Raw genomic sequence first — 25,230 nt, 5'->3', positions numbered from 1 at the left:
CTAGAGTTCGATCTCCTTCGTCGCCCTCACCCGGGTCGAGCGATCATGGGTGACCACGACGACCGCCCGGTCCGGCCCGAACAGACCGCCCGGACCGCACTCGCAGATCCGACGGAGGACCGAGCCCGAATCCCCGGCCTCGAGATGCTCGGTGGGCTCATCGAGAATCACGACCGGCGCGGAGACCAGAAGGGCCCGCGCGAGCAGGATCCGTCGCCGCTGTCCGCCGGAGACGGCGTCACCCCCGCCCTCCAGCACCGTGTCCAGTCCGTCCGGCAGGCCGGCGACCCACCCGCCGAGACCGACCTCGTCCAAGACGCGCAGAAGCTCCTGATCGGTCGCATCACCCCGGGCCACGAGCAGATCGTCTCGTAGAGTGGTGGCGAACACTCTGGCGTCCTGGGCGAGGTAGATCACCTGCTCGCGACAGTGGGGTCGGTCGAGTCTCGCCAGGTCCCCTCCCGGCGCCCGCACGCGTCCGGTCAGAGGTGTGTCAAGCCCTGCCAGGACCCGCGCCAGCGTACTCTTGCCGGATCCCGACGGGCCCCGGATCACCACCCGGTCGCCGCGGCGCAGGACGAGCCCCAGAGGCGTCGAGTTCAGCGCTCGGTCGGCGTATCCCCAGCTCAGACCCGTCGCCAATAGGAGAATCTCGCCATCGTCCACGAGTGACGCGGCGGCGTCGTCCTCGACCTCCGCACCCGCACCGGTGGCCCTCGCGGTCCCGTTGCTCCCGCAGGCCTGTCGGATCATGTCCCGGACGCGTTCGGCGGCGGGGATCGCCCGCGACAGGTGCCCTGCCGCGGCGGGAAGAGCCGCGAGCGCCTCGAACGCCGCCAGCGGGAACAGGACGAGTATCCCGATCCAGGTCGGTCCGTGGCCCGCGTCGCCCCCATAGGCCAGGACCCCCACGAGGAGGGCCGCCAGGGCCGTGACGAGAGTGCCCGCGGGCACTGCGGCCACGGCCCGGGCGGCGGCGGCGTCCGACCGGCGCTCCGCATCGCGGCGGCGGTTCCCGTGGTCCGAGATCGATCGGACCACCACCCCGAGGCGTCCTCCCACCGCGAGTTCCTCGGCGTGGTCCACCACGAGGACGGCGGCCGCGGCCTGGTCCGAGCTGGCCGCGGCGACCGCCCGTTCCGCTCCGAGCGCCGCCCGGGCGGCCAGGGCGGGGAACACCACCCCGACGAGGACCACGCAGACCGCCATGACCAGTGCGACCAAGGGTGACAGCAGCGCGAGTGCGACGACCGCACCGGTCGACAACGCGGCCGCCACCATCGCGGGGATGAGGACGCGGACCACGGTGTCCGCGACCACATCGAGATCGCGGCCCGAGCGCAGGAGTACGTCACCGCTGCGGAGCGCCGGCGTGGCGGAACCCTCCGCCAACCGCCGGTAGAGGCGCTCCCGCGCACTGGCGGCACCCCGGAGGGCGACGTCGTGAGAGGCGAGCCTGTCCAGGTACCGTGAGACGCCACGGCCGATACCGAGTGCGCGTACGGCGACGACGGCGACGGTGAGGTCCATCACGGGGGGCCGCTCCCACGCCCGGATGATCAACCATGCGGAGATCGCGGCGAGCGCCCCCGCCGCGGCGAGGGTCAGAACGGCGATCAGCACAGCCCGCGCCACCCGGAGGCGGTCCAGTTCCAGCAGCGCGAGGACGTAGCGCAAGTCGGTCACCGGGCCACCTCCGGTCGCGCTGCGGGTGTGCCCGCGGCGGTGAGTGTCACCACGACGTCGGCGGAGTCGAGGACCTCTCGCGCATGCGAAACGACCAGGACGGTGCTGCCGGACCGCGCCCGGTCGCGGAGGGCGTCGGCGACCCGACCGGCCGTCTCCCCGTCCAGGTGCGCGGTGGGCTCGTCGGCGACGAGGACATCGGCGTCCGCGGCGAACAGCCTGGTGAGCGCGAGCCGATGCGCTTCCCCCGTCGACAGTCCACCGCCCCCGGGGCCCACAGGGCTATCCCATCCCTCCTCCCGTTCCGCGACCACGCGGTCGGCACCCGCCAACCGGGCCGCTGCGTCGAGCCGAGCCGGGTCCACACCGAAGAGCTCGACGTTCTCGCGCAGGGTGCCGGACACGAGGGTCGGACTCTGGGGTTGCCACGCGACCCGCGACCACCACGTCTCGCGATCGAGGTCCTCGACGTCGATCCCCCCGATACGAATCCGGCCCCCCTCGACCCGCGACGTCGACAGCAGTGCCAACAACGCGAGGATGGCGGTGGACTTACCCGATCCGTTCGGTCCGGTGAGGACGGTCAGGTGGCCGGGCTCGGCGACCAGGTCGAGACCGGCCGGCCGCATCCCGTCGCGGCTGCGCACCTCGAGGCCCTCGATCTCGATCCGGGCGGGCCCCTCGGCGACGCGAACCGTGCCGCCTCCTCCCCTGCCGGACCGATCGTCGAGCCGCTCGCCCGCGCGACCGTCGAGCACCTCGAAGGCCCGGTCCGCAGCGAGGGCACCGTCGGCGGACTCGTGAAACCTGGCACCGACCGCGCGGAGCGGCTGGTACACCTCGGGCGCCAGTATCAGTGCGGCGATCCCCGCGGCGAGATCCATGTCGCCCACGACGAGCCGCAGACCGATCCCTACCGCCACCAGCGCCACGCACAGCGTCGCGAGGAGCTCGAGGACCATCGAGGACAGGAACGCGATCCTCAGCGCGTCCATCGTGGCGCGACGGTGAGCCCGGGCGGCCGCGGCGACCTGAACCTCCGGCCCGCGCTCCCGTCCGAGCGCCACGAGTGTGGGCACTCCCGCGATGAGGTCGAGGACGCGGGCGGACAGTGTCGACATGGTCTGCAACTGCCGCTCGGTGCGTGACCTCGTGAGGGTGCCCACCAGGATCATGAAGACCGGGATCAGCGGGAGCGTCACCGCGATCACCACGGCGGAGAGCGGATCGACCAGTGCCACCACCACGACCAGCGCGGGGGTGACGACGACCGCGGTCGTCAGCGCCGGCACGTACCCGGCGAGATAGGGCACCAGGCCCCCGAGTCCGGTGGTGAGGATGGCGTCGAGTTCGGCCGATCGCCGTCGGCGTTCGATCGGATCCCATCCCGCCACGGCGCGTGCGACACGGGCACGGAGGTCGTCGACGACCTCTCCGGCGCCCGCGCGCGCCAGACGCTGTTGCGCCCATGTCGCGGTGACCCGCACGGCGGCCGCGACGGTCAGCCCGGTCAGCTCCTCTGTCCAGGCGTCGAGCGCACGCACCGAGGGATCGGTGATGACGCCCGCGAGCACCCGGGCGAGCAGGATCGCGAACGCGGCCGTCGCCGCGGCCGTGACCGCCGCGAGGGCCACCGAGATCGTGAGGTGACGGCGCACCGAACGCGACTCGTGGAGCAGCCGGGGATCGAGTGGGGCCGCCACCGGGGGTCAGCTCCTCCCGGACCGCGCGGGCCGGAGGCCGATCGACGGAGGGATCTGGTCCACCGAGATGCGCTTGCGGAACACCCAGTAGGTCCAGCCCTGGTAGACCAGGACCACCGGGGTGAGGGCCGAGGCGGCCCAGGTCATGACGACGAGGGTGTAGTGCGAACTCGAGGCGTTCTCGATGGTGAGACCGACCCCCTCCGCCAACGTGGTGGGCATGACGTCCGGGAAGAGCGAACCGAACAGGAGGACGACGACCGCCGAGATGGCCAGGGTGGTACCGGCGAAGGCCCGACCCTCCCTGTCCGCGTAGACCGCCGCGACCACACCGACGAGGGCGGCGGCGGCCACCGCGACGGCGCCCCAGGTCCACATGCGCCCGTGGGCCAGCTGTGTCCACAGTGTGAAGACCCCGCCCAGCGCCAACCCGGACGGTGCCAGGATCCGCGCGATCCTGACCGCCTCGGTCCGCAGCTCCCCGGAGGTCTTCAGCGCGATGAACACGGCCCCGTGGAGGGTGAACACGGTCAGGGTGAGGAGGCCACCGACCAGGGCATACGGGTTGAGCAGGTCGAAAAGAGTGCTGGTGACGTTCTTGTCGGAGTCGATGGCCAACCCCCGGACGATGTTGGCGAACGCCACTCCCCAGAGGACCGCGGGCACCACGGAGCCGACGACGATCGCCAGATCCCATCTGCGCCGCCACGCGGCGGTGTCGATCTTGCCCCGGAACTCGATCGCGACGGCCCGGAGGATCAATGCGATCAGGATGAGGAACAGCGGGAGGTAGAAGCCGGAGAACAGGGTGGCGTACCACTCCGGGAACGCGGCGAACATCGCCCCACCCGCGACCAGCAGCCAGACCTCGTTACCGTCCCACACCGGGCCGATCGTGTTGAGCACGGCGCGACGACGGAGGTCTCGATCGGGGGTGTCGGGACCGCGCCCGAGGACCGGCATGAGGATCCCCACGCCGAAGTCGAACCCTTCGAGGACGAAGTATCCGAGAAACAACACGGCGATGAGGATGAACCAGAGTTCCTGGAGTCCCATGAGCTCTCTCCCTGTCAGTACGCGAAGGACAGCGGCCGTCCGGCGTCATCGCCGTCGGGTGGCCCGAGGTGAGGTTCCGCATCGTGCTCCAGCGGCCCCTCGATGGTGTAGCGGCGGATGAGCACGAACCACACGACGGCCAGGGCGCCGTAGACGATCGTGAACCCGGCCAGCGAACCCAGCACGAGCCACGGAGAGTGGTCGGACACCCCCTGGCCGACGAGAAGACTGATCATCGGATCGCCGACAGGGTTGGGGTGCACGACCCACGGTTGACGTCCCATTTCGGTGAACACCCAGCCCGCCGAGTTGGCGAGGAACGGGAACGGGATGGCCGCGATGCCGAGGGTCCCGAGCCAGCGCTGATCGGGGACGGGTGCCGAGGGCCGGGTGTACCACAGGCCGACGACCGCCAGGAGGGCGGAACCGACACCCAGTCCGATCATGGCCCGAAAACTCCAGTAGGTCACGAAGAGGTTGGGTGAGTAGTTGCCGGGCCCGAACTGTTCCTCGTAGTGCGCCTGGAGATCCTGGACTCCGCGCAGTTCGACGCCCGAGAGCCGCCCCTCCGCCAGGTACGGGAGAACGTACGGGACCTCGATGAGGTGGCTGACCGACTCACAGTTGTTGTGTGTCCCCACCGTCAGAACGGAGAACTTCGGGTCGGTCTCGGTGTGGCACAGGGATTCCGCGGCCGCCATCTTCATCGGCTGCTGGTCGAACATCAACTTGCCCTGGATGTCCCCGGTGGCGATGAGTGCTGCTCCGGACACGATCATCACCCACAGCGCGAGCCGGGTGACCGGCCGGAAGATCTCGCGTGCCTGGGTCTTCTTCTCCGCCCCGGCGTCCACGTCGCCGGCGGCGACGAGCTCGACCTGCTGGCGCGAGGCGCGGACCATCCACCACATCCCGATGCCGGCGACGAAGGTCCCGGCGGTGAGGAAGGCGCCCGCGATGGTGTGTGGCACCGCGGCGAGCGCCGTCGGGTTGGTCAGGAGCGCCCAGATGCTGGTGAGTTCCGCCCGCCCTGTCTCGGGGTTGTAGACCGCGCCGACGGGGTGCTGCATGAAGGAATTGGCGGCGATGATGAAGTACGCGGACAGATTCACCCCGATCGCCGCCATCCAGATGGACGCGAGGTGGACCGCCTTGGGCAGACGTCCCCAGCCGAAGATCCACAGCCCGAGGAAGGTCGATTCGAGGAAGAACGCAGCGAGGCCCTCGAGAGCGAGGGGCGCACCGAAGACGTCGCCGACGAACCGGGAGTACTCGGACCAGTTCATCCCGAACTGGAATTCCTGCACGATTCCGGTGACGATGCCGAGCGCGAAGTTGATGAGGAAGAGCTTTCCGAAGAACTTCGTGGCGCGATACCACCCGGGTTTCCCGGTGGCCGCCCACACGGTCTGCATGACCGCCACCAAGGGGGCCAGACCGATCGTCAACGGGACGAAGACGAAGTGATAGACGGTGGTGATCCCGAACTGCCACCGCGAGATGTCGAGTACGTCCATGAGCCCGAGCTCCTGTTACGAATACCGCCACGACCTGATCGGGCGGCCCTATGCAGGACGGTACGCCTAGGGGTATCGGTACTCAATACGGCACTGTGTGGTCTTGGACACCCCTAGCAGGGAGGATGAAGGGAATTTATCCAGAATCGGAGCCCTGGGCCCGCCCGACGGCGCGGTCGACCATCCCGGCCACGTCGATCCCGGGCTCGGGCCCGTCCAGTGTGACGTCGTCGATGCGGCGGACACGTGCGGCGAGGGTGACCGAGGAGAGCAACCACACGGCATCGGCGGTGAGCAGATCTGACAGCAGGAGCCTCTCGCGGTGAACCGGGACCCCGTCGCGCTTCGCCACCTCCGCGAGCGCCCCGAGTGTGGTGCCCTCGAGGATCCCCACCTCGGCCGGCGGGCTGACGAGTTCGCCCGATCGGGCGATGACGACCGTAGACCGGGGGCCCTCGAGGACCTCCGCCTCGGAGGACAGGTACACGACGTCGTCGAACCCGTTCGCGGCCGCGTGGCGCAGTGCCGCCATGTTGGCCGCGTAGGACAGGGTCTTGGCACCGAGCAGCATCCAGGGCGCCGACGCGGCGAAGTCCGCCGGGAATCCCCTCCCCAGCACGGTCACCGCGATGCCCTGCGCCCGCGCCCGCACGGCGTGCGGGCCGACGGGCGCGACGGTGATGTACGCCGTCTCCGGGCCCCCTCGTTCCGGGCCGCGGGACAGCACCAGTCGCAGCATCCCCTCGGAGTCCGGGCCCCATTCGCGGGCGGCCAGGGCCATCCCCACCTCCCACTGATCGGCTGTGGGCCCGCGGAGGCCGAGCGCCGAGGCCGACCTGGCCAACCGGGCGAGATGCCGCTCGGGTTTGGCCGGCCGACCACCCACCACGAGCAGGGTCTCGAAACATCCGTCCCCCCGCACAGCGGCGAGGTCATCCGCCAGCAGCAACGGCTCGCCGGCCGGGTGCACCCGGGGCCGGGGGCCGTCCGGACCCCCCTCGACCAGGACGACCACCCGCGTGTTCGCCGAGCGGCCCGCCGCTCCGTCGACTCCTTCTGCCGCCACAGTGCCCATGGCGGCAACACTACGACGACGCACGTAGGATCGCGATCGTGACCGTCCCAGCAGCGCCCGACCGGCCCGACCCCGGCTACCGCAGCCCGATCCTGGACCGTCCCGGGGCCGTGGACGCCCCCGGCCCCGGCCCCGACGCCGGGGTCCCGTTCCACTACGGGGACCCCTTCGCCGAGCAGCGTGTGGCCGCCAGCTCCGTGGTGGTGGTCGACCGCTCCCACCGTGACGTCCTGACCATCGGGGGCGCGGAGCGGCTGTCCTGGCTCGAGGGCTTCGTCTCCCAGCACGTGGCGGACCTCCCGGACCGCTCGGGCGCCGAGACGCTGATCCTCGACGCCAACGGCCGGGTGGAGCACCACATGGTGCTGTCCGACGTCGACGGGACGCTCGTGCTGGACACCGAGCCCGGGCGGGGCGCGGACCTTCTCGCGTTCCTCACCCGGATGGTCTTCTGGGCCGACGCCGCCCCGCGGACGGCCGACCTCGTCGTCGTCACCCTCGTCGGCACCGGGCTGCCCGACACGGTCACCGCACCGGACGGGACCCCGGTCGAGCTCCCCCGCCGGGATTACGCGAGCGTCCCGCTCCCGGGGGGAGGTATCGCCCGCCGGATGCCCTGGCCGGCCGCGGGTTCGATCGACCTCCTCGTCCCCCGGGCCGACCTGACCGCGTGGTTCGACTCGGCCGTCCGCTCCGGCGCCCGCCCCGCGGGGTCGTGGGCGCTGGAGGCCATGCGCACGGCCGAGTCGATCCCGCTGCGTGCCCGGCTCGGCGTGGACACCGACGAGAAGACCATCCCCCACGAGGTCCCCGCGTGGATCGGCGAGGTGGCCCAGCGGGGCGCGGTCCACCTGGACAAGGGGTGCTACCGGGGCCAGGAGACGGTCTCCCGCGTCCACAATCTGGGTAAGTCCCCCCGGGTCCTCGTCCGCCTGCACCTGGACGGCTCCGGCGTCGACCAGTCCGTGACCCCCGGTGCCGCGGTCACGGTCGGCGGTCGCCCCGTCGGCCGGTTGGGCACCGTCGTCCATCACCACGAGGACGGTCCGGTGGCGCTCGCGCTGATCAAGAGGTCGGTCGCGCCGGGCACCGCCCTGGAGGTGGACGGGGTCTCCGCCGCCCTCGACCCCGACTCCCTCCCGGACGACTCCGGTCCGCAGGCCGGACGCGAGGCGATCCGCAGGCTGCGCGGCCAGGGGTAGGTGCCGCAGGCCGCCCCGCGACACCCGGGCGGACATTCCGGGCCGGGCACGCTATCCTGTGGGCAGGCAGATACTCACATTGATGGGCACCCCCGAGGTGGCCCAGCACCGTTTCCGAGGGGGTCAGGTCGATGGGCCGAGGCCGCGCGAAGGCGAAGCAGACCAAGGTCGCTCGCGAACTCAAGTACAACACTCCGCAGACGGACCTAGAACGTCTCCAGGCGGAGTTGGCCGGTGGTGGCGCACCCACCACTCGGGTCAGCACCGATCGGCCCGGTGCCGACGAGGACGAGGACCCCTACGATTCGTGGTCCGACGGCGACAGCAGGTTCTGACCGCACTTCCAGCCGCACACACGTGGGCCGGGCATCCCGCTGGATGCCCGGCCCACGTGTGTGCGGTGGGGTCTGACCCCCCGGTCAGAATCTGGCGTGCGACCCCTCCAGGACGACGCGGGGCGAGTCCGCGGCGTCCTCTCCAGCCTTGTCCACGTGCCCGATCACCCAGTTGTCGACGTGCCGTGCCGTGAGCACGGCCTGGGCTCGGTCCACGTCCTCGGCCGGGAGGACGGCGATCATCCCGACGCCCATGTTGAACGTCCGTTCCATCTCGGTCTGTTCGACACGGCCGTGGTGGGCGATCGTGCCGAACACGGCGGGCACTGGCCACCGCCCTCGGTCGAGCCGTGCGACCAGTCCGCGCGGCATGACCCGCGCGAGGTTCTCCGCGAGGCCTCCGCCTGTCACATGGCTGAACACCCGGACGTCGGTCTCCGCGATGAGACTCAGACAGTCCAGGGCGTAGATGCGGGTGGGTTCGAGGAGTTCCTCGCCCAGTGTCCGACCGAACTCCTCGACGTGACCCTCCAGCGGTAGGCGAGCGAGGTCCAGCAGCACGTGCCGGGCCAGTGAGTAGCCGTTGGAATGCAGACCCGAGGACGCCATACCCACGATCACATCGCCGGGGCGGACGTTCTCCGCCTTGAGCACCTCGTCGGCTTCGACGATCCCGACCCCGGTGCCCGAGATGTCGTACTCGCCGGGCGCCATGAGCCCGGGGTGCTCGGCGGTCTCCCCGCCCAGCAGGGCACATCCCGCCCGCACGCACCCCTCGGCGATCCCCTCGACGATGGCGGCGACATGCTCCGGCACGACCTTGCCGATGGCGATGTAGTCCTGGAGGAACAGCGGCTCGGCGCCGCACACCACGAGATCGTCCACCACCATCGCCACGAGGTCGATGCCCACCGTGTCGTGGACATCCATGGCCTGCGCCACCGCGATCTTGGTGCCGACGCCGTCCGTCGACGAGGCCAGGAGCGGCTGCCGATACGTGTTCTTCAGGGAGAACAACCCCGCGAAACCCCCGAGACCGCCCATCACCTCCGGTCGGGTCGCACGCCTGGCGTGGGGCGCGAACAGTTCGACAGCGCGCTCGCCGGCGTCGATGTCGACGCCGGCGGCGGCGTACGAGGCGCCGCGCGCGGGGTGGTGGTTCTCGGTCATGGTCGATTCTCCTCATCGGCGCCCCTGGGCGGGCGCCCGGTCAGGGTCGGCGGACGGCGTCCGTGGTGTCGTGCAGGACCAGGTGCCGGTCGGGGGTCTCGCCGTCGACCTGGGCGGCCAGGGCCAGCACGGCCGCACTCATGGGCGAGTCGTCCGGGAGCGCGATGGGATAGTGGCCGTCGAAGCACGCGGCGCACAACTCGTCCCGCGGCTGCCCGGTGGCCGAGATCATCCCGTCCACCGAGATGTACCCGAGGGTGTCCGCGCCGATCGCCCTGCGGACACCCTCGAGCATCCCGTCCGTCACGTCGACGCCGTTGGCGATCAGCTCGGCCGGGCTGGCGAAGTCGATGCCGTAGAAGCACGGCCACCGGACCGGAGGAGAGGCTATACGGACGTGCACCTCGAGGGCGCCCGCCTCCCTGAGCATCCTGATCAGGGCCCGCTGGGTGTTGCCCCGGACGATCGAGTCATCCACCACCACCAGCTTCTTCCCGTGGATCACCTCGCGAAGCGGGTTGAGTTTGAGCCGGATTCCGAGCTGCCGGATCGTCTGACTGGGCTGGATGAACGTGCGGCCGACGTAGGCGTTCTTGGTCAACCCCTGTGCGAAGGGGATTCCGGAGCCCTGCGCGTATCCGACCGCGGCCGGGGTGCCCGACTCCGGGACCGGGATGACCAGGTCGCCCTCGACGGGGTGTTCGGCGGCCAGCGTGCGACCGATCTCCACGCGAGCGGAGTTGACCAGCCGCTCGTTGATCACCGAGTCGGGACGCGCCAGGTAGACGTACTCGAAGACGCAGGCCTTGGGGGCGGGTTCCGCCAGTCTGCGCGACCTGACGCCGTCGGCGTCGATCGCGATGAGCTCACCGGGCTCGATGTCGCGGACGAACGACGCCCCGACGATGTCGAGCGCAGAGGTCTCGGACGAGACCACCCAGCCCCGCTCGAGCCGACCGAGCGCGAGGGGGCGCACCCCGTGAGGGTCGCGGGCCGCGTACAGCGTGCTCTCGTCGGAGAACGTCAGGCAGTAGGCACCGCGCAGTCGCGGCAACAACCGGGCCGCCGCCTCCTCGAGCCCCCCGTCCCCCGCGTCGTGGGCGAGGAGGGTGGAGACGATGTCCGAGTCCGAGTGGGTGCTGTTCTCGGAGTACCCACGGATACCGATCGACGTGGCGTAACGCTTGAGTTCCTGGGTGTTGACCAGATTCCCGTTGTGCCCCAGCACCACGGACCCTCCACCGGGAGTGGGCCGGAACATGGGCTGGGCGTTGTCCCAGGACGCCGCGCCGGTCGTCGAGTACCGGCAGTGCCCCACGCCCACGTGGCCGCTCATCGATTCGAGGGTCTTCTCGTCGAAGACCTGACTCACCAGACCGAGATCCTTGTAGACCAGGACCTGCTCACCGTCCGCGACCGCGATCCCTGCGGCCTCCTGGCCTCGGTGTTGCAGCGCGTACAGGCCGTAGTAGGTGAGCTTGGCGACATCCTCGCCCGGAGCCCACACACCGAAGACACCGCACTCCTCGACCGGGCCGATGCGCTCGGCGTCGACAGGCAGGCCGGTCGGACCGGGAACGGACGGGTCGGGCAGACCCAGACCGACGGCGGCGCGACTCGTTGTGCGGCGGAGTGGTCCGGACGTGCCCGGACGTGACGACGTGCTCTCCACCTGGTGGTGCTCCCTCATGGTTCGGGGCGGTCCGCCCGGACAGACCCCGGCGGTGCCGTTCAAGTGTACGTTCCCGGACCCCCGTGACCCCACTCCCGTGTCCCCGGTCGCACCACCGGCAGCCCCGACGCGACCTCACCGGCCCTCGTCCCCGACGCACGGACCAGCCCGGCCGAGACGGCGGACTGCCAGCTGCGGCGGCCGGTGGCGAGTTCGAGCCAGGTCCTGGCGTCGGTCTCGACGACGTTGGGCGGGGTCCCCCGCGTGTGGCGCGGCCCCTCGATGCACTGCACGGCCACATAGGGCGGCACCCGCACCTCGACCGCCCGGCCGGGGAGCTCGGCCGCCAGCACGGCAGCGGTGGCGCGGACCGCCGCCGCTATCGTGGACCGGCCGGGGGCGTCCACCTCGTCGTCGTCGAGCCAGGGCGCCACCTCCTCGACCGCCGCGCGGACCGTCGCGCCGTCGGGGACCCGCCTCATGTGCGATCACCCATGTCCGGGAGAACCGGGTCGGACCCAGGCACCGGGGTGCGCGCCCGGCGGGACCCGCGGCGCCGGGCCCGCCGCGCCCGCCGCCGTTCCTGCGCGGTCCTGCGGCTCCACGTCCGCGTGGCCTGGCTGGTGAGCAGCAGCAGGATCAGGACGTTGACCGCCAGGGCGAGGTAGCCGCCGAGAACGGTCCCCAGTTCGGCGTCCGTGGTGACGCGGCCGGACTCCGTCGAGACGATGCTCACCACCGTGAGGGTGAGAAGCCACACGCGCGGTCTGGCGTACCCCAGGTAGGTGAGCAGGGCCAGGACGCCCATCGCCCCGTAGACGCCGCCGATGAACACCGCGAGCGCGATGATCGCCGGCACCACCTCGGATCGGTCGAGACCGGCGAACTCCTCCATGCCCTGGTCCCCGAGAATGTCGCGCAACGCCAGCACCACCAGGACGAGAACGCTCGCCCCGACCAGTCCACAGCCCGCGGTGAGTGCGGCCGGACGCGGCAGGTGTCCGGGGTCGGGGGCCACGTCGTCGGCCGGGCGATCAGCGTCCCCCGACGCCACCCCGCCCTCCGCCTGGGGGTCGTCGTACCCGCGGGCGGCCCGCACCAGCCCGGCGGGCAGATCGGCCGCGGCGACCTCGGGGACCGGAACGGCCCGCAGGTCCACCACCGGCAGGTCGCCGTCCGTGCGGATCGCGTCGCCCCCGCCGTTCCGGGAGTGATACCCGGCCGAGAAGTTCTCGAGTACGCGGACCTCCGCGGCGGGGACGTGGTACCGGATCGAGGCCACGATGTAGTCGCGCTCCACGTCGATGTCCGCGTCGATCTTGTGGGTCACCTGCAGGGTGAACAGCGACAGCCCCACCGCCCTGTCGTAGGTTCCCGCCCCGAGCCACTGCACGCGATGGCCGCCGGGCAGCAGCCAGCCGTCGGGGCACCGCCAGAACCGGACGTGATGTCGCTGCGCCGCGTTGCCCTCCACCTCCTGTTGGTATGCCAGGCACTGCCTCCGGCCGAAGAGCCGCAGGGGGCTCACCGGCGCCGAGGGGTAGGACCGCCGCAGCACCGAGGACAGGATGATGCCCCAGGACGAGCGGACCGTGACGTCGTCGGCCAGCACCCAACCACAGGCCGTCATGGCCTCGTGGATCTGCCGGGCCGTGCCGTCGACGGCCAGGTTGACCGGGTCCCCCAGCAGACCGTCTGACGTCCGGGTGCGGGCGATGAAGTACCCGGGCACGTAGACCGAGGTGATCATGGTCTGCAGGCGGGGCAGGACCAGATAGGCCACGAGCGCCCAGAACGGGATCAGCAGGAACAGGTGCCACCACGTGTGGCGCCACACCTCGTCCAACAGTCGCCAGCCCAACCATCCGGCCGAGAGGGTGGCCAGGGCGAAGAACACCGTGTCGACGATCTGACCCGGCAGCGCCGGACGGACGTCGTCGTCCCGCACCTTGGACGGCAGGCGGGCGTAGACTGGGGGCCCGGCCTGTGTCTCCGGCCCGGCCGGCCCGGCAGGGTCGTCCGATTCCGCGCCGGGCGACGTGACCGGTCGCTCGCTGGTGGGCATGGCTCGACGATAGTCCGCGGTACGGTCCGCGTGGAGCACGATGACTGCCAGAATATCCCCCGTGTCCACGACAGCTCCGACGCCGGCCAGCAGCCTCGGCGCCCACGAGGATCACCTGCGGGACCTCGGCCTGCCGATGATGATCGTCCCGTCCACGCGGGCCCGGGAGATCCTGGTCCGTTCGGCCGGGGTCAGCGCGGGCCTCGCGGTGGCCACCTCGGGTCTCTCCGCACTGGACCGCTCGAACGACTACGCGGTGGCGCTGCTCGAGCGGGTCGGAGAGGACTCCCCCGAATGGGAGGAGCTGGCGGTGAGCGATCCGATCATCCTCCTGCTCCTGTTGGCACTCGGACTGTTCATCGCGGCGCCGATCCTCGGCTGGTTCGTGGCCCGCGTGGTCCGTCGCGTGGGCCCATTGCCCGGGTCCGTCATCGGGCTCGCCTCGGCGGTCGCGCTCGTCGTGGCGGCCCCGCTGTCCTTCGAACCCCATGACGGCCCCGGCCCGGGCACGACCGTTCTGCTCGCGGCGGGGGTCCTGGTGGGCACCTACGTCGGCGCGGGCTCGCTCGTGCGCTGGTCCGCACGGCGGGTCCGGCGCGAGCTGGGGACCATGGGCCACATGGTGGCCCGGGTCCTGCCGGTCCTCATGTTGGCCGTGCTCTTCCTGTTCTTCAGCGCGGAGATCTGGCAGGTGATGGTGGCCCTGTCCTGGCCGCGGACCTTCGCCGTGGTGGGCGTCATGGGCCTGCTCACGGTCCTCCTCGTGACCATCACCACGCGCGACGACCTCCACGACGAGTTGGAGGCCCGGGCGCCGGGCCGGGAACTGCGGATCGCCGAACGGATCAACGTCCTGCTGGTCCCGGTGATCGCCACCCTGATCCAGGCCGCGCTGTTCGCCTGCCTGGTCTTCCTGTTCTTCGTCTTCCTGGGGTGGATAGCGATCCCCGAGGCCACCGAGACCCGGTGGACGCTCTGGACGACGGAGGGTCTCGGCGGCCTGCTGGCAGGCGTCCCGGTCAGCGTGACCCTGGTGCGGGTCTCGCTCACCCTCGCCGCGTTCTCCGCCCTCAACCTGGCCGCCGCGGCGGCCTCAGACTCCGCGCACCGCGCGCGGTTCGTCCGTCCCATGATCGACGAGGTGGTCCATGGCCTCGCCGCGCGGGAGGCCTATCTGCGGGCACGGCGACGAGGCTGAACCAGGCCCTCTGGTCCCGGCCTCGGGCCCCACCTCGGCCCCCTGCCTCAAGCCCCTCGGCGCTCCCGCCCGCGCACCCACACGGTCACGAACAGGGCGACGGCCACGACCGCCGCGGCGACGCCCAGCGCGGCCACGCCGAGGACGATCTGGAGTACCGCGCCCGCCACACCGCCCAGCGCGAGTGCCGCCCAGAGCGAGACCTGCTGACGATAGGGCGCCCACGACCCCCCCGCCAGCGCATCCACCAGGCGATGTGCGGACTTGACCACCGCACCGGTCATGTAGGTGACCCCCAGCGAGACCTCGCCCCTGGAGTGGAACACCGAGTTCATGGCCCCCATCGAGGCCGCGACGACAGTCATCGACGCCGGCGCCCCGACGACCGTGGCCGCGGTGAGCTGGTGCACCGCGAGCGATAGCAACAGCAAGGAGGCGACCAGGGCCAGGACGGCCGGGCGGTCGTCCCCGGGCCGGAGCCGGGTCACCACCGCTCCCGCGACCGCTCCGAGGAAGAACGAGACCAGGACGACGGCCGCGATGCCCGCGCCCCCGAAGTCCCCCTCCACCAGATCGACGGCCAGCCGGGTGGAGTTACCACTCATGAACGAGACGAAGTAACCGCCCACCACCAGGAAGCCGACCGCGTCGACGAAGCCCGCCGTGCCGGCCAGGACCACCGCGAGCACCCGCTCGCGCCTGCGGAGGTCACGCATCGGACCACCTCCGAGCGGCCGCATTCGGAGCGACCGTACTCGGAGCGGTCTGACTCCGGAGGAGGGGTCTCACACGGGGTCGACGCCGAACAACTCCGGCAGCGTCCCCTCGTGGGCCGCGCGCAGGTCGGCGGTGGTGAGGGTGAACTGCCCCTGGACCTCGAAGGCCTCCGAGTCCGGGTCCGTGACGGCGATGCGGGTGTGCGGGATGTGCTGTGCCGTGAGCATCTGCTGGAACCGGATCTCCTCGCCCCGGGGAACCGACACGATCACGCGGCCGGAGGATTCGGAGAACAGCCACACGAACGGGTCCGCGTCGGCGGGCAACACCACTCTGAGGCCGCACTCCCCGGCGAGGGCCGACTCCACGAGCGCCTGGGCGAGCCCGCCCTCCGACAGGTCGTGTGCGCCGGTGATCAGGCCGTCCTTGGAGCACGTGGCCAGGATCCGGGCGAGCGTGGCCTCCCACTCGAGGTCGACCGTCGGGGGCATGCCGCCGAGGTGCTGGTGGGCGACCTGCGCCCAGATCGAACCGTCGAGCTCGTCCCGGGTCTCACCGAGCAGGTAGACGCTCTCGCCCGGGGTGTCTCCGAACGCGGTCGGGATACGACGCGCGACGTCGTCGATCACCCCGAGCACCCCCACGACGGGAGTGGGCAGGATGGGTGTGGACCCGGTCTGGTTGTAGAAGGACACATTTCCACCGGTCACGGGGATGCCGAGCTCGGCGCAGCCGTCTGCCAGGCCGTGGACGGCCTCGCGGAACTGCCACATGACGCCGGGGTCCTCGGGGGAGCCGAAATTGAGGCAGTTGGTCACGGCGACCGGGAGCGCGCCGGTGACGGCCACGTTCCGGTACGCCTCGGCCAACGCGAGGCGGGCGCCAGTGTACGGGTCCAGCCTGGTGTAGCGCCCCGAGGCGTCGGTCGACAGCGCGATGCCGCGGCCCGACTCCTCATCGATCCGCAGGACCCCGCCGTCCGCGTTCTCCGCCAGGACCGTGTTCCCGCGCACGTAGCGGTCGTACTGCTCGGTGATGAACTTGCGCGAACACAGTGCGGGGCTGGCCACCATGTCGAGGAGCGTGCGACGCAGTTCCTCGCCGGTGGTCGGCCGCGCCAACGAGGCGGTGGTGTCCGCCTGCAGGGCGTCCTGGTCCGCCGGGCGCTCCAGGGGGCGATCGTAGACCGGGCCGTCGTGGGCCACGGTGCGCGGGGGGACGTCCACCACGGTCTCGCCGCGGAACTCGATGGTGAGCCGGTCGCCGTCGGTGACCTCACCGATGTCGGTGGCCAACACGTCCCACCGGCGGCACACCTCCATGAAGGCGTCCACGTTCTCCGGCGCCACCACGGCGCACATCCGCTCCTGCGACTCGCTCGACAGGATCTCCGCCGCCGACATCCCCTCGGCGCGCAGGGGCACGTTGTCCAGCACGACGTGCATCCCGCCGTCACCCGCCGCGGCGAGTTCGGAGGTGGCACAGGCCAGACCCGCTCCCCCGAGGTCCTGGATCCCGACCACGAGCTCCTCGCGGTAGAGCTCGAGACAGCACTCGATGAGCACCTTCTCGGCGAACGGGTCCCCCACCTGGACGCTGGGGAGCTTGCGGGGCTTGACGGGCGCGCCGTGCTCGTCCTCCTCGAAGGTCTCGGAGGCGAGGACGGACACTCCCCCGATCCCGTCGAGTCCTGTCCGGGCGCCGAAGAGGATGATCCGGTTCCCCGTCCCGGACGCGAACGCGAGATGGAGGTCCTCGACCCGCATCACGCCGGCACACAGGGCGTTGACCAGCGGGTTGGCCGCATAGGACTCATCGAAGACGGTCTCACCGCCGAGGTTCGGCAGACCGAGGCAGTTTCCGTAACCGCCGACACCCGCGACGACGCCCGGGAGCACACGGTGGGTGTCGTCCGCGTCGGCCGGGCCGAACCGCAGCTGGTCCATGACCGCCACCGGGCGCGCGCCCATCGCCATGATGTCGCGGACGATCCCGCCGACACCGGTCGCGGCGCCCTGGTACGGCTCGATGTAGGAGGGGTGGTTGTGTGACTCGACCTTGAACGTCACGGCCCACCCGTCACCGATGTCGACCACGCCGGCGTTCTCGCCGATTCCCGCGAGCATGGTGGATCGCATCTCGTCCGTCGTCGTCTCGCCGAAGTAGCGCAGATGCACCTTGGAGGACTTGTACGAGCAGTGCTCCGACCACATGACCGAGTACATGGCCAGCTCGGCGTCCGTGGGCCGACGGCCGAGGATCTCGCGTATCCGGGCGTACTCGTCCTCCTTCAGCCCGAGTTCGGCCCACGGCTGGGCGAGCTCGGGGGTGTCGGAGGCGTGCGAGATGGAATCCACGTGAGTCGTCACGGGGGCGAGTCTAGTCGGCCCCCGGCGGCCCGCGAATCCGCTCCCGGCCGGGGCTAGGTGGACAGCACCTCGAAGGTCAGACCCCCGCGCTCGACGCGCGCGAGGAGCGCGTCCCCCATCGCCTGGGCGGTGGTGAGTTGCCCCGCGAGAGCGGAAAGCTCGTCGAAGGCCAGGCACAGGGCCGACTCCGCGATCATCATGGAGGTCTCGGTGTATCCGGGGTCACCGCCGCAGACCCGGGTGACCACCCGACGCCCACCCGCCAACGCCACGAAGGTCACGTCGAACGACGACCGGGCGCGGCGGGACTCGCTCGGCCCGGCGCCACGATCGATCCTCTTGAGAAGCTGAGACCTGATGGGGCCGATCTGCGCACCCACGGCCAGCGCCCCGACCCCGACCATGCCCGCCGTCGCGGTCAGAGGCGATTTGACCGAGGCGTAGTGCGCGTAGCTGAAGTCCGGGCCGTAGCTCTCCAACGCGGCCGCCGAGCGCAGGACGATCTGCGGGTCGATCGTGGGCAGGGGGACCAACCAGCGACCGAGGACGCTGTCGTGGTGCGGCTTGCCCGTCACCGACTTGATGCGCCGACCCTCGACCCTGCCCTCCTTCGCGCGCCGCGCCTTTGCGGTGCGGGCGGCCTGGCGGAGCCTCGCGAACTGGCCGATGGCCGAGTGGTAGGTGCCGCCGGAGAACTGGGCGTCGGCGTGGACCGCGCCGTACACGGCCACCGGTACCCCCTCGGGGACCTGCTTCATGGTGTAGTACACGCCCAGGTCGTGGGGGATGGAGTCGAACCCGCACGCGTGGATGATGCGCGCGCCGGAGGCCACGGCCGTGTCGTGGTACTCGAGGTACATGCGGTCGGCGAACTCGGGCTCGCCCGTGAGGTCGACGTAGTCGGTACCGGCCTCCGCACACGCGGCGACGAGCGGTTCGCCGTACTCGAGGTACGGGCCCACGGTGGTGAGCACGACACGGGCCGACCCGGCCATGTCCGCCAGTGACTCCGGATCCCCGGTGTCCGCCACCACGATCCCCGGGGCCGGGACGTCGGGCATCTCGGCGCTGAGCCTGGCCACGAGTGCATCGAGCTTCACCCTCGACCGGCCCGCCACCGCCCACGCGCCCCCCTCGGGGAGGTTGCGCATCAGGTAGTCGGCGACCAGGCCGCCGGTGTAGCCGGTCGCACCGTAGACGACGATGTCGAACGGCCGGTGGGATCTGTCGGACGCGGACTCGGGCTGGGTGGTGGATTCGCTCACCCCACGGTTCTACCGCATTCCACGCCTACCGCAGTCCACGGGTCCGGCGACCGCTGCCGGGCCGGAGGATCGAACGCCCGCATCCATGAGGGCCGGCAGGACGGGCGATCCGCCGAGCTCCGGTCTGCCCGCGCCCACTCGAGGGCCAGAATCTCAGCAAACACTAATGTAACGAACTGGACGCAATAGTCCCCACGTGTCCAACTCCGGGTGCAGACTCGCCTGCACCTGCGACCACCAGGGTGGCAGGCATCAACCCCGAGACCGTTCGGGGCGGTTACGTAAAGGAGACCACATGGACCTCGTCGGTTCGGTCAGCGAAATCATCCTTCCCATCATCGGAGAGGCCTCGGGCAGCGTCGGCGAGCCCACCGGGTCCTCCGCGGTGGACACCCTCACGCAGGCCGCGTTCATCCTCCCGGGCCTGCTGCTGAACATCCTCGGTGGAGCCGGGGCGGATATCGGGAGCAGCGCCCCGGCCTTCTGATCGCGGACCCACCCTGCTGAACGACGGGCCCGCCGGGAGTGATCCCGGCGGGCCCGTCGTGGCGAGTAGAGGTCTCGGGTCAGGCGGTGACCACCGAGTCGAGGGCGGACAGGAACAGCCCCAGGCCGTCGTCGGAGGGGCCGGTCAGCGGGTCGATCGCGTGCTCCGGGTGGGGCATGAGGCCCACGACCCGGCCGTTCTCCGAGCAGATACCGGCGATGCCGTTGGTCGATCCGTTGGGGGCGTCGCCGGCGAAGCGGAACACCACTCGCCCCTCGCCCTCGAGCTGCGCGATCGTCTCCGCCGTGGCCATGAAGCGCCCCTCGCCGGACTTGAGGGGGATGAGGATCTCGGCCCCCTGCTCGAACCGCCCGGTCCACGCGGTGCCGGTGTTCTCCACGCGCAGCCACTCGTCGCGGCACACGAAGTGCATGTCGCGGTTGCGCCCGAGGGCACCGGGCAGCAGGCCCGCCTCACACAGGATCTGGAAGCCGTTGCAGATGCCCAGCACCGGCATCCCTCCCCGGGCGGCCGCGATGACCTCGCCCATGACGGGTGCCATCGAGGCGATCGCGCCGCAACGCAGGTAGTCGCCGTAGGAGAATCCGCCGGGCACCACCACGGCGTCGACCCCCTTGAGGTCGGCGTCGTCGTGCCACAACGAGACGGCCTCCGCGCCGGACCTGGTCACGGCCCGCGAGGCGTCGATGTCGTCGAGCGTGCCGGGGAAGGTGATGACGCCGACCCGTGCGCTCACGAGGCCACCTCCGCGGTGTCCACGCGCACGACCGTCCAGTCCTCGATGACCGTGTTGGCCAGGAGCGACGACGCGATCTCCTCGAGTTCGGCGTCGGACACCTCGTCGGACACCTCGAGCTCGAACCGCTTGCCCTGACGGATGTCGGTCACGCCCGTGTGGCCGAGACGGCCCAGGGCCCGGTGGATGGCCTGCCCCTGCGGATCGAGGATCTCGGCCTTGGGCATGACTTCGACGACGACTCGGGCCACGGTGGATCTCCTCGATCGGTGGAAACGCGGGGGCGGACCCGGACCGGCCGGGGCTCGGCTGCCAATCGTACTAGGAGTCGGCGGGGCCACCGAATGGCTCAGGCCGCGGGGGCCAGTGCGACCGCCGGCCATTCGTAGCGGCCGGCGATCGCCCCGTACTCCCCGGTCACCCGATCCACCGCGTCCAACAACGCCGACCGCGGTGCGCGGCGCGAGAGCTGGGTTGCGGAGACGTTGACGCGCACCAGACCTCCCGACGCCGCCGTCCGACAGGCTGCGGTGACGAGGGCCCGGCACCACCAGGCGTCGGCGATGAAGCCCTCCCCGATCGACAGCGCCCGTCCACGCTCCGTGGTCCCGCGGACCACGTCATGGACGCCGACGAGGGAGGCGCAGAGCCGGAAGCCCGCGCCGGGCAGCGCCTCGAGGCACCCCGGCGAGGCGTTCCACCGAGGAGGTGCGAAAAGCCGCGTCCTCAGGCCCATATCGGCCATGATCCGGTCCGCAGCGGCGAGACGGACTGCCGCCTCCGCAGGTCCGATTGCGGCGAACTCGGGCCGGCGCGGTCGGGTAGCCGCCTCGTCGTATCCACCCAGCACGATCGAGTCACCCCGCTCGCGACGGTGCCGGAGCCACCCCTGGGTGGCCCGGTCCTCGGTCATCCGGTATTCACGCCCCCGCCTCGGCGCGACGAGCAATGAGACTGGCACGCGTCGCCGTTCGAGGTCGCCGACCAGGTCGACCGCTCCCTCGAGAGTGGAGTCCCGCAGACCCGAGACGGAGACGATGAGGCGGGCGGTGGCCGGGCGCGATGTCATGGTCGCCATGGTCGCAGCCCCATGTGACGGAGCGACGACGACGAGGTGTACGTCCGGTGGCCCTACAGGAGGTGACGCCCCGGCCGGACGTGACGCCCCGGCCGGACGTGACGCGCCGGGACGGGGTCAGACCGGGAGGACGTCCTCGATCGCCTCGGTGAGCTCGGGGGCGCCCGGCTCCACCTTGGGACGGAAGCGACCCACGACCTCTCCCGCGGGGGAGAGCAGGAATTTCTCGAAGTTCCACTGCACGTCACCGGCCTGGCCGTCGGCGTCGGCGACCGCGGTCAGCTCCGCGTACAGCGGGTGGCGATCCGGGCCGTTGACGTCGACCTTGGCCGCCAGCGGGAAGGAGATCCCGTACTTCTCGGTGGTGAACTTCTTGATCGCGTCCTCGTCACCGGGCTCCTGACCCATGAACTGGTTGCACGGGAAGCCCAGGACGAAGAACCCGCGGTCCCGGTAGTCGTCCGCCAGTTCCTGCAGACCCTCGTACTGCGGGGTGAGTCCACACTCGCTGGCCACGTTGACCACCAGGACGGCGTGCCCCGCGTAGTCACCGAGCCGGGCCTGTTCGCCGTCGATGGTCGTGAAGGTGATGTCGTGGAGGCTGCTCATGTGAGCCAGAATACGCCGTCGGCAGACTTGACAGATCGATGGGTTTTTACAACACTGCATTGCATGAGCCCAGTGCGACGGGGGGAAAAGCTCCCCATCTACAACCGGATTGCCGTCCTGCGGGCCGAGCACCGACTCAGCCGGGCCTCGCTCGCCGAACGGATCGAGGTCAACCCCCAGACCGTGGGGGCGCTCGAACGGGGCGACCACTACCCCAGCCTGGATCTGGCCTTCCGCATCTGCGCGGTGTTCGACCTGCCCGTCGAGGCCGTGTTCTCCCGGGACGAGTTCCAGCCGATGTCCACCGAGATCTACCGCCGCACACCACCGGACACGCCACGAGCAGAGGACACACCATGAACTCGATCGCCGACGACACCCTGACCGCCGCCGAGCGCCGTTACGAGACGACCGTCGGCCGACTCTCCGGCAGCCTGCCCTCCTGGCGCACCCCCGAGCGTCGCCGACTGCTGGTCCGGTTGAACTGGGCGTGCGTCGCGGTCATGGCGCTGATCGCCCTGGCCGGGTTCTTCTGGCTCCCCATCGTGATCGCCTGGGTGCCGATGGCGGTGGCGATCTGCACGGTGTGGACGATGCTGCGCACCGTCATCGACGTCAAGGACACCGCCCCGCCGCGCTACCTCGACGAGTTCGAGACGCAGACACTCCTGCGCGCCAGGTCCACCGCGCTGTCGGTGCTCGTGGGACTCTGTTTCGTGACCGGGATCGTGCTGGTCTTCGGATCCTCCTTGGAACTCGGGGACGGCCATCGCCTCGCCTACGCGATGGGCGGGGTCGCGATCCTGGGTGTCTTCGTCGGCGGGATCATCCCCGCCGCCGCGATGGCCGGGACCATGGACCCCGCCGACGACGACGAGCGCTGACCACAACCGTCGAGAACAACTGTCGGGCACAACCGCGCGCGAACACTGCAGCCACACGCGAGATTTCGTGTGTGGCTGCAGTGCTTGCGCGCGTGTGCCGGCCGGGCGCGTGTGCCGGCCGGGCGCGCGTGTGCCGGCCGGGCGCGCGTGTGCCGGCCGGGTGCGTGTGCCGGCCCGCGCGCGGGACAGAACCCTATCCGGCGCCGGCCGTGCGGACCGTCCAGGCGTACTCGAACGCGGTCTGGCGCCAGCGCTCGTACCGCCCGGAGACGCCACCGTGACCGGCACTCATCTCGCAGCGCAGCAGGACCGGGCGCTCGGCGGAATCAGCCGAGGTCGACACCGCCCGGAGACGGGCCACCCACTTGGCGGGCTCCACGTAGAGCACCCGGGTGTCGTTGAGCGAGGTGACCGCCAGGATCGCCGGGTAGTCCTTGGCCTCGATGTTCTCGTACGGCGCATAGGACGCCATGTAGTCGTAGACCTCCTGCGAGTGCAGGGGATCCCCCCACTCGTCCCACTCGATCACCGTGAGCGGCAGTTCGGGCATGAGAATCGAGGTGAGCGGATCGACGAACGGCACCACGGCCTGGATTCCCACGAACAGGTCCGGCGCCAGGTTGGCCACGGCGCCCATAAGCAGTCCACCCGCGCTGCCGCCCTCGGCCACCAGACGATCCGGAGCGGTGAGCCCGGTGTCGACCAGGTGCCGGGCGCAGTCGACGAAGTCGGTGAAGGTGTTCCGCTTGGTCAGGGTCTTGCCCTGCTCGTACCAGAGGCGCCCCATCTCGCCTCCGCCACGCACGTGGGCCACGGCGTAGGCCATCCCCCGGTCGAGCAGCGAGAGCCTGGCCACCGAGAAGGCGGGGTCGATGCTGGTCTCGTATGAGCCGTAGCCGTACAGCAGGGTCGGAACCCGCTCGCCCGCGTCGATCCGCTCCGCCGTGTCCAGCGACATCACCAGGGAGATCGGCACCCGCGTGCCGTCCGTCGCGGTGGCCCAGTCCCGGCGCTGCACGTACCCGGCCGGGTCATAGCCGCCGAGCACCTCCTGCTCGCGCAACAGGGTCCGCTCCCCCGTGGCCAGCGCCAGGGAGTAGACGCGGCCCGGGGTGACGAACGAGCCGAACCCGAACCTCAGTACGGGCGCGTCCCACTCCGGGTTCGACCCCGGCCCGGAGGTGAACAGCTCCTCGTCGAACTCCACAGGGGTGAACTCGGAGTACTCCTGCGTGCCCCCGGTGGCGGCAGGGTCCAGCGGCATCAGCGAGAACCGCGGCAACGCTCCCTCGCGATACCCCAGCACCAGCACGCGGGCGAAGGCGTCGACCCCCTCCACCCGCACGTCGTCGCGGTGCTCGACGAGCGGGGTCAGGTCGCGGAAGTCGCGGTCGACCGGGCCGGCCGGCGCCTCGACGACGGCGAAGTTGGGCGAACCCGCGTTGTGTGTGATGAGGAAGCGGTCCTCGCCGCCGACGACCGCGTGCTCGACGTCGTACTCGACGCCCTCCTCGCGAGTCCGCACGCACCAGAACTCACCCGCGGGGTCGGCGGAGTCCAGACACCACACCTCGGAGGTGATCTTGGACCCCGCGGCGACCTGCAGGTACTTCTCACTGCGTGTCTCGCCGATCCCGATCCAGTAGGACTCGTCGGGCTCGTGGAACACCTCGTCGTCGTCGTCCCGGGTCGTCCCCAGACGGTGACGCCACACGGTGTCGGGACGCCACGCCTCGTCGACCGTCACGTAGAACACGTACTGCCCGTCGCGTGACCAGGTGACGCCGGCCGCGATGCCCGAGATCTCCTCCGTCGGCGCCGTGTGATCGGGATCCAGGGAGCGGAATCGCAGGGTGTAGCGCTCGTCCCCCTCGGTGTCCGTGGCCCAGGCCAGCACGCGGCCGTCGTGACTGACCGAGAACGCTCCGAGCGCGAAGTACTCGTGGCCCTCGGCCTCGGCGTTGCCGTCCAGGAGCAGCTGTTCGCCGGGCAGTTCGACACCGGGCGAGACCTCCGGCGGGACCCATCCGGCCGGGTCACCGGGATCCGCCACGAACTCCGGAGGTACGGGGACGCGGCAGTGCCGGGCGTAGGACAGGCCCTCCGACGTGCGCGAGAAGTACCACCATCCACCGGACCGCACGGGGACCGACATGTCGGTCTCCTTGACGCGGGAACGGATCTCCTCGTAGACCTCGTCCTCGAGCGGCTTCTGATCGACCGTCATCGCGTCGGTGTACGCGTTCTCCGCCTCGAGGTACTCGCGGGTCGCCGGGGCGTCCTTGTCCCGCAGCCACTCGTAGTCGTCCACGAAGACGCGGCCGTGATGCTCGCGGCGGTGGGGGCGGCGCTCGGCCCGGGGGGCCACCGGTACCCGCGGAGCCC

Annotated in this window: 23 protein-coding genes; 6 read left to right on the top strand and 17 right to left on the bottom strand. The window is 70.9% G+C overall.

What is annotated here, in order from left to right:
* From cydC to CT688_RS03675, 5 genes are all read right to left on the bottom strand, one after another.
* Positions 1–1,686 (bottom strand): thiol reductant ABC exporter subunit CydC, encoded by a 1,686-nt coding sequence (gene cydC, locus CT688_RS03695; protein ID WP_107755802.1) that lies wholly within the window; start codon positions 1,684–1,686, stop codon positions 1–3.
* On the bottom strand, positions 1,683–3,389 hold the full coding sequence (cydD, locus tag CT688_RS03690; RefSeq protein WP_107755801.1) for a thiol reductant ABC exporter subunit CydD: 1,707 nt from the start codon (positions 3,387–3,389) through the stop codon (positions 1,683–1,685). The genes cydC and cydD overlap by 4 nt, the downstream gene beginning before the upstream one ends.
* Positions 3,390–3,395: 6 nt before the next feature.
* Positions 3,396–4,445, bottom strand: coding sequence for a cytochrome d ubiquinol oxidase subunit II (cydB, locus tag CT688_RS03685; RefSeq protein WP_107755800.1), 1,050 nt, complete (start codon positions 4,443–4,445; stop codon positions 3,396–3,398).
* 14 nt (positions 4,446–4,459) lie between these two features.
* Complete coding sequence (locus CT688_RS03680; protein WP_107755799.1) at positions 4,460–5,962, bottom strand: cytochrome ubiquinol oxidase subunit I; 1,503 nt, start codon at positions 5,960–5,962, stop codon at positions 4,460–4,462.
* Between the two features lie 136 nt (positions 5,963–6,098).
* Entirely contained in the window at positions 6,099–7,037 is a 939-nt protein-coding gene (locus CT688_RS03675) for an aminodeoxychorismate lyase (RefSeq protein WP_194861418.1), read from the bottom strand.
* 38 nt (positions 7,038–7,075) lie between these two features.
* On the opposite strand from CT688_RS03675, the gene CT688_RS03670 reads away from it, so the two are divergent.
* Complete coding sequence (locus CT688_RS03670) at positions 7,076–8,239, top strand: folate-binding protein YgfZ (RefSeq protein WP_107755797.1); 1,164 nt, start codon at positions 7,076–7,078, stop codon at positions 8,237–8,239.
* Between the two features lie 131 nt (positions 8,240–8,370).
* Positions 8,371–8,574: a DUF3073 domain-containing protein gene (locus CT688_RS03665; protein WP_107755796.1), complete on the top strand. Its 204-nt coding sequence runs from the start codon at positions 8,371–8,373 to the stop codon at positions 8,572–8,574.
* A gap of 84 nt (positions 8,575–8,658) precedes the next feature.
* Here CT688_RS03665 and purM read toward each other — a convergent pair whose 3' ends face one another.
* The 4 genes from purM to CT688_RS03645 are packed head-to-tail and all read right to left on the bottom strand — an operon-like array spanning position 8,659 to position 13,481.
* On the bottom strand, positions 8,659–9,744 hold the full coding sequence (purM, locus tag CT688_RS03660) for a phosphoribosylformylglycinamidine cyclo-ligase (protein ID WP_107755795.1): 1,086 nt from the start codon (positions 9,742–9,744) through the stop codon (positions 8,659–8,661).
* Between the two features lie 40 nt (positions 9,745–9,784).
* Complete coding sequence (gene purF / locus CT688_RS03655) at positions 9,785–11,434, bottom strand: amidophosphoribosyltransferase (RefSeq protein ID WP_107755794.1); 1,650 nt, start codon at positions 11,432–11,434, stop codon at positions 9,785–9,787.
* Positions 11,435–11,475: 41 nt separating this feature from the next.
* Entirely contained in the window at positions 11,476–11,898 is a 423-nt protein-coding gene (locus tag CT688_RS03650) for a sterol carrier family protein (protein WP_107755793.1), read from the bottom strand.
* Positions 11,895–13,481 (bottom strand): LssY C-terminal domain-containing protein, encoded by a 1,587-nt coding sequence (locus tag CT688_RS03645; protein WP_231750483.1) that lies wholly within the window; start codon positions 13,479–13,481, stop codon positions 11,895–11,897. Before CT688_RS03645 ends, CT688_RS03650 begins: the two co-directional genes overlap by 4 nt.
* Positions 13,482–13,542: 61 nt before the next feature.
* On the opposite strand from CT688_RS03645, the gene CT688_RS03640 reads away from it, so the two are divergent.
* Entirely contained in the window at positions 13,543–14,679 is a 1,137-nt protein-coding gene (locus CT688_RS03640) for a hypothetical protein (protein ID WP_107755791.1), read from the top strand.
* A 47-nt stretch (positions 14,680–14,726) separates the two neighbouring features.
* Here the strand turns inward: CT688_RS03640 and CT688_RS03635 are convergent, their stop codons facing one another.
* The 3 genes from CT688_RS03635 to CT688_RS03625 all read right to left on the bottom strand — a co-directional run bounded on the left by CT688_RS03635 (position 14,727) and on the right by CT688_RS03625 (position 19,030).
* On the bottom strand, positions 14,727–15,395 hold the full coding sequence (locus tag CT688_RS03635) for a YoaK family protein (RefSeq protein ID WP_107755790.1): 669 nt from the start codon (positions 15,393–15,395) through the stop codon (positions 14,727–14,729).
* 69 nt (positions 15,396–15,464) lie between these two features.
* A complete protein-coding gene (gene purL, locus CT688_RS03630; RefSeq protein ID WP_107755789.1) occupies positions 15,465–17,765 on the bottom strand; it encodes a phosphoribosylformylglycinamidine synthase subunit PurL in 2,301 nt (766 codons plus the stop codon).
* Positions 17,766–17,818: 53 nt separating this feature from the next.
* On the bottom strand, positions 17,819–19,030 hold the full coding sequence (locus tag CT688_RS03625) for a trans-acting enoyl reductase family protein (RefSeq protein ID WP_107755788.1): 1,212 nt from the start codon (positions 19,028–19,030) through the stop codon (positions 17,819–17,821).
* A 295-nt stretch (positions 19,031–19,325) separates the two neighbouring features.
* Between CT688_RS03625 and CT688_RS03620 the strand changes: the two genes are divergently transcribed.
* Positions 19,326–19,517 (top strand): hypothetical protein, encoded by a 192-nt coding sequence (locus CT688_RS03620; protein ID WP_107755787.1) that lies wholly within the window; start codon positions 19,326–19,328, stop codon positions 19,515–19,517.
* Positions 19,518–19,596: 79 nt separating this feature from the next.
* On the opposite strand, the gene purQ is transcribed toward CT688_RS03620, so the two are convergent.
* The 4 genes from purQ to CT688_RS03600 form a co-directional block, all read right to left on the bottom strand.
* Positions 19,597–20,274 carry a phosphoribosylformylglycinamidine synthase subunit PurQ gene (gene purQ / locus CT688_RS03615; RefSeq protein WP_107755786.1) on the bottom strand — a complete coding sequence of 226 codons (678 nt, stop codon included), beginning with the start codon at positions 20,272–20,274 and terminating at the stop codon, positions 19,597–19,599.
* Entirely contained in the window at positions 20,271–20,525 is a 255-nt protein-coding gene (gene purS, locus CT688_RS03610; protein ID WP_107755785.1) for a phosphoribosylformylglycinamidine synthase subunit PurS, read from the bottom strand. Before purS ends, purQ begins: the two co-directional genes overlap by 4 nt.
* 98 nt (positions 20,526–20,623) lie before the next feature.
* The gene (locus CT688_RS03605) at positions 20,624–21,343 is read right to left on the bottom strand and encodes a DUF2334 domain-containing protein (protein ID WP_107757982.1); all 720 of its coding nucleotides are present in this window, start codon (positions 21,341–21,343) and stop codon (positions 20,624–20,626) included.
* A 126-nt stretch (positions 21,344–21,469) separates the two neighbouring features.
* Positions 21,470–21,961 (bottom strand): glutathione peroxidase, encoded by a 492-nt coding sequence (locus tag CT688_RS03600; protein WP_107755784.1) that lies wholly within the window; start codon positions 21,959–21,961, stop codon positions 21,470–21,472.
* A 63-nt stretch (positions 21,962–22,024) separates the two neighbouring features.
* Here CT688_RS03600 and CT688_RS03595 point away from each other — a divergent pair, with 63 nt between their 5' ends.
* Both CT688_RS03595 and CT688_RS03590 read left to right on the top strand, forming a co-directional pair.
* Complete coding sequence (locus tag CT688_RS03595; protein WP_107755783.1) at positions 22,025–22,321, top strand: helix-turn-helix transcriptional regulator; 297 nt, start codon at positions 22,025–22,027, stop codon at positions 22,319–22,321.
* Positions 22,318–22,845 (top strand): hypothetical protein, encoded by a 528-nt coding sequence (locus tag CT688_RS03590; RefSeq protein ID WP_107755782.1) that lies wholly within the window; start codon positions 22,318–22,320, stop codon positions 22,843–22,845. Before CT688_RS03595 ends, CT688_RS03590 begins: the two co-directional genes overlap by 4 nt.
* Before the next feature lie 193 nt (positions 22,846–23,038).
* Here the strand turns inward: CT688_RS03590 and CT688_RS03585 are convergent, their stop codons facing one another.
* Positions 23,039–25,213 (bottom strand): S9 family peptidase, encoded by a 2,175-nt coding sequence (locus CT688_RS03585; RefSeq protein ID WP_107757981.1) that lies wholly within the window; start codon positions 25,211–25,213, stop codon positions 23,039–23,041.
* Positions 25,214–25,230 lie beyond the last annotated feature (17 nt).

Source organism: Dietzia sp. JS16-p6b (assembly GCF_003052165.1).
Lineage (GTDB): Bacteria > Actinomycetota > Actinomycetes > Mycobacteriales > Mycobacteriaceae > Dietzia.
The sequence above is the reverse complement of the archived record's forward strand: the minus strand, read 5'-3'. Positions and strand labels throughout refer to the sequence as shown.

What these genes read in the sequence shown, in the direction of transcription:
- cydB (WP_107755800.1), bottom strand. Translation starts at nt 4,445, where the DNA reads ATGGGACTCCAGGAACTCTGGTTCATCCTCATCGCCGTGTTGTTTCTC.
- CT688_RS03680 (WP_107755799.1), bottom strand. Translation starts at nt 5,962, where the DNA reads ATGGACGTACTCGACATCTCGCGGTGGCAGTTCGGGATCACCACCGTC.
- CT688_RS03675 (WP_194861418.1), bottom strand. Translation starts at nt 7,037, where the DNA reads ATGGGCACTGTGGCGGCAGAAGGAGTCGACGGAGCGGCGGGCCGCTCG.
- CT688_RS03665 (WP_107755796.1), top strand. Translation starts at nt 8,371, where the DNA reads ATGGGCCGAGGCCGCGCGAAGGCGAAGCAGACCAAGGTCGCTCGCGAA.
- purM (WP_107755795.1), bottom strand. Translation starts at nt 9,744, where the DNA reads ATGACCGAGAACCACCACCCCGCGCGCGGCGCCTCGTACGCCGCCGCC.
- purF (WP_107755794.1), bottom strand. Translation starts at nt 11,434, where the DNA reads ATGAGGGAGCACCACCAGGTGGAGAGCACGTCGTCACGTCCGGGCACG.
- CT688_RS03650 (WP_107755793.1), bottom strand. Translation starts at nt 11,898, where the DNA reads ATGAGGCGGGTCCCCGACGGCGCGACGGTCCGCGCGGCGGTCGAGGAG.
- CT688_RS03645 (WP_231750483.1), bottom strand. Translation starts at nt 13,481, where the DNA reads ATGCCCACCAGCGAGCGACCGGTCACGTCGCCCGGCGCGGAATCGGAC.
- CT688_RS03635 (WP_107755790.1), bottom strand. Translation starts at nt 15,395, where the DNA reads ATGCGTGACCTCCGCAGGCGCGAGCGGGTGCTCGCGGTGGTCCTGGCC.
- CT688_RS03620 (WP_107755787.1), top strand. Translation starts at nt 19,326, where the DNA reads ATGGACCTCGTCGGTTCGGTCAGCGAAATCATCCTTCCCATCATCGGA.
- CT688_RS03605 (WP_107757982.1), bottom strand. Translation starts at nt 21,343, where the DNA reads ATGACATCGCGCCCGGCCACCGCCCGCCTCATCGTCTCCGTCTCGGGT.
- CT688_RS03600 (WP_107755784.1), bottom strand. Translation starts at nt 21,961, where the DNA reads ATGAGCAGCCTCCACGACATCACCTTCACGACCATCGACGGCGAACAG.
- CT688_RS03595 (WP_107755783.1), top strand. Translation starts at nt 22,025, where the DNA reads ATGAGCCCAGTGCGACGGGGGGAAAAGCTCCCCATCTACAACCGGATT.
- CT688_RS03590 (WP_107755782.1), top strand. Translation starts at nt 22,318, where the DNA reads ATGAACTCGATCGCCGACGACACCCTGACCGCCGCCGAGCGCCGTTAC.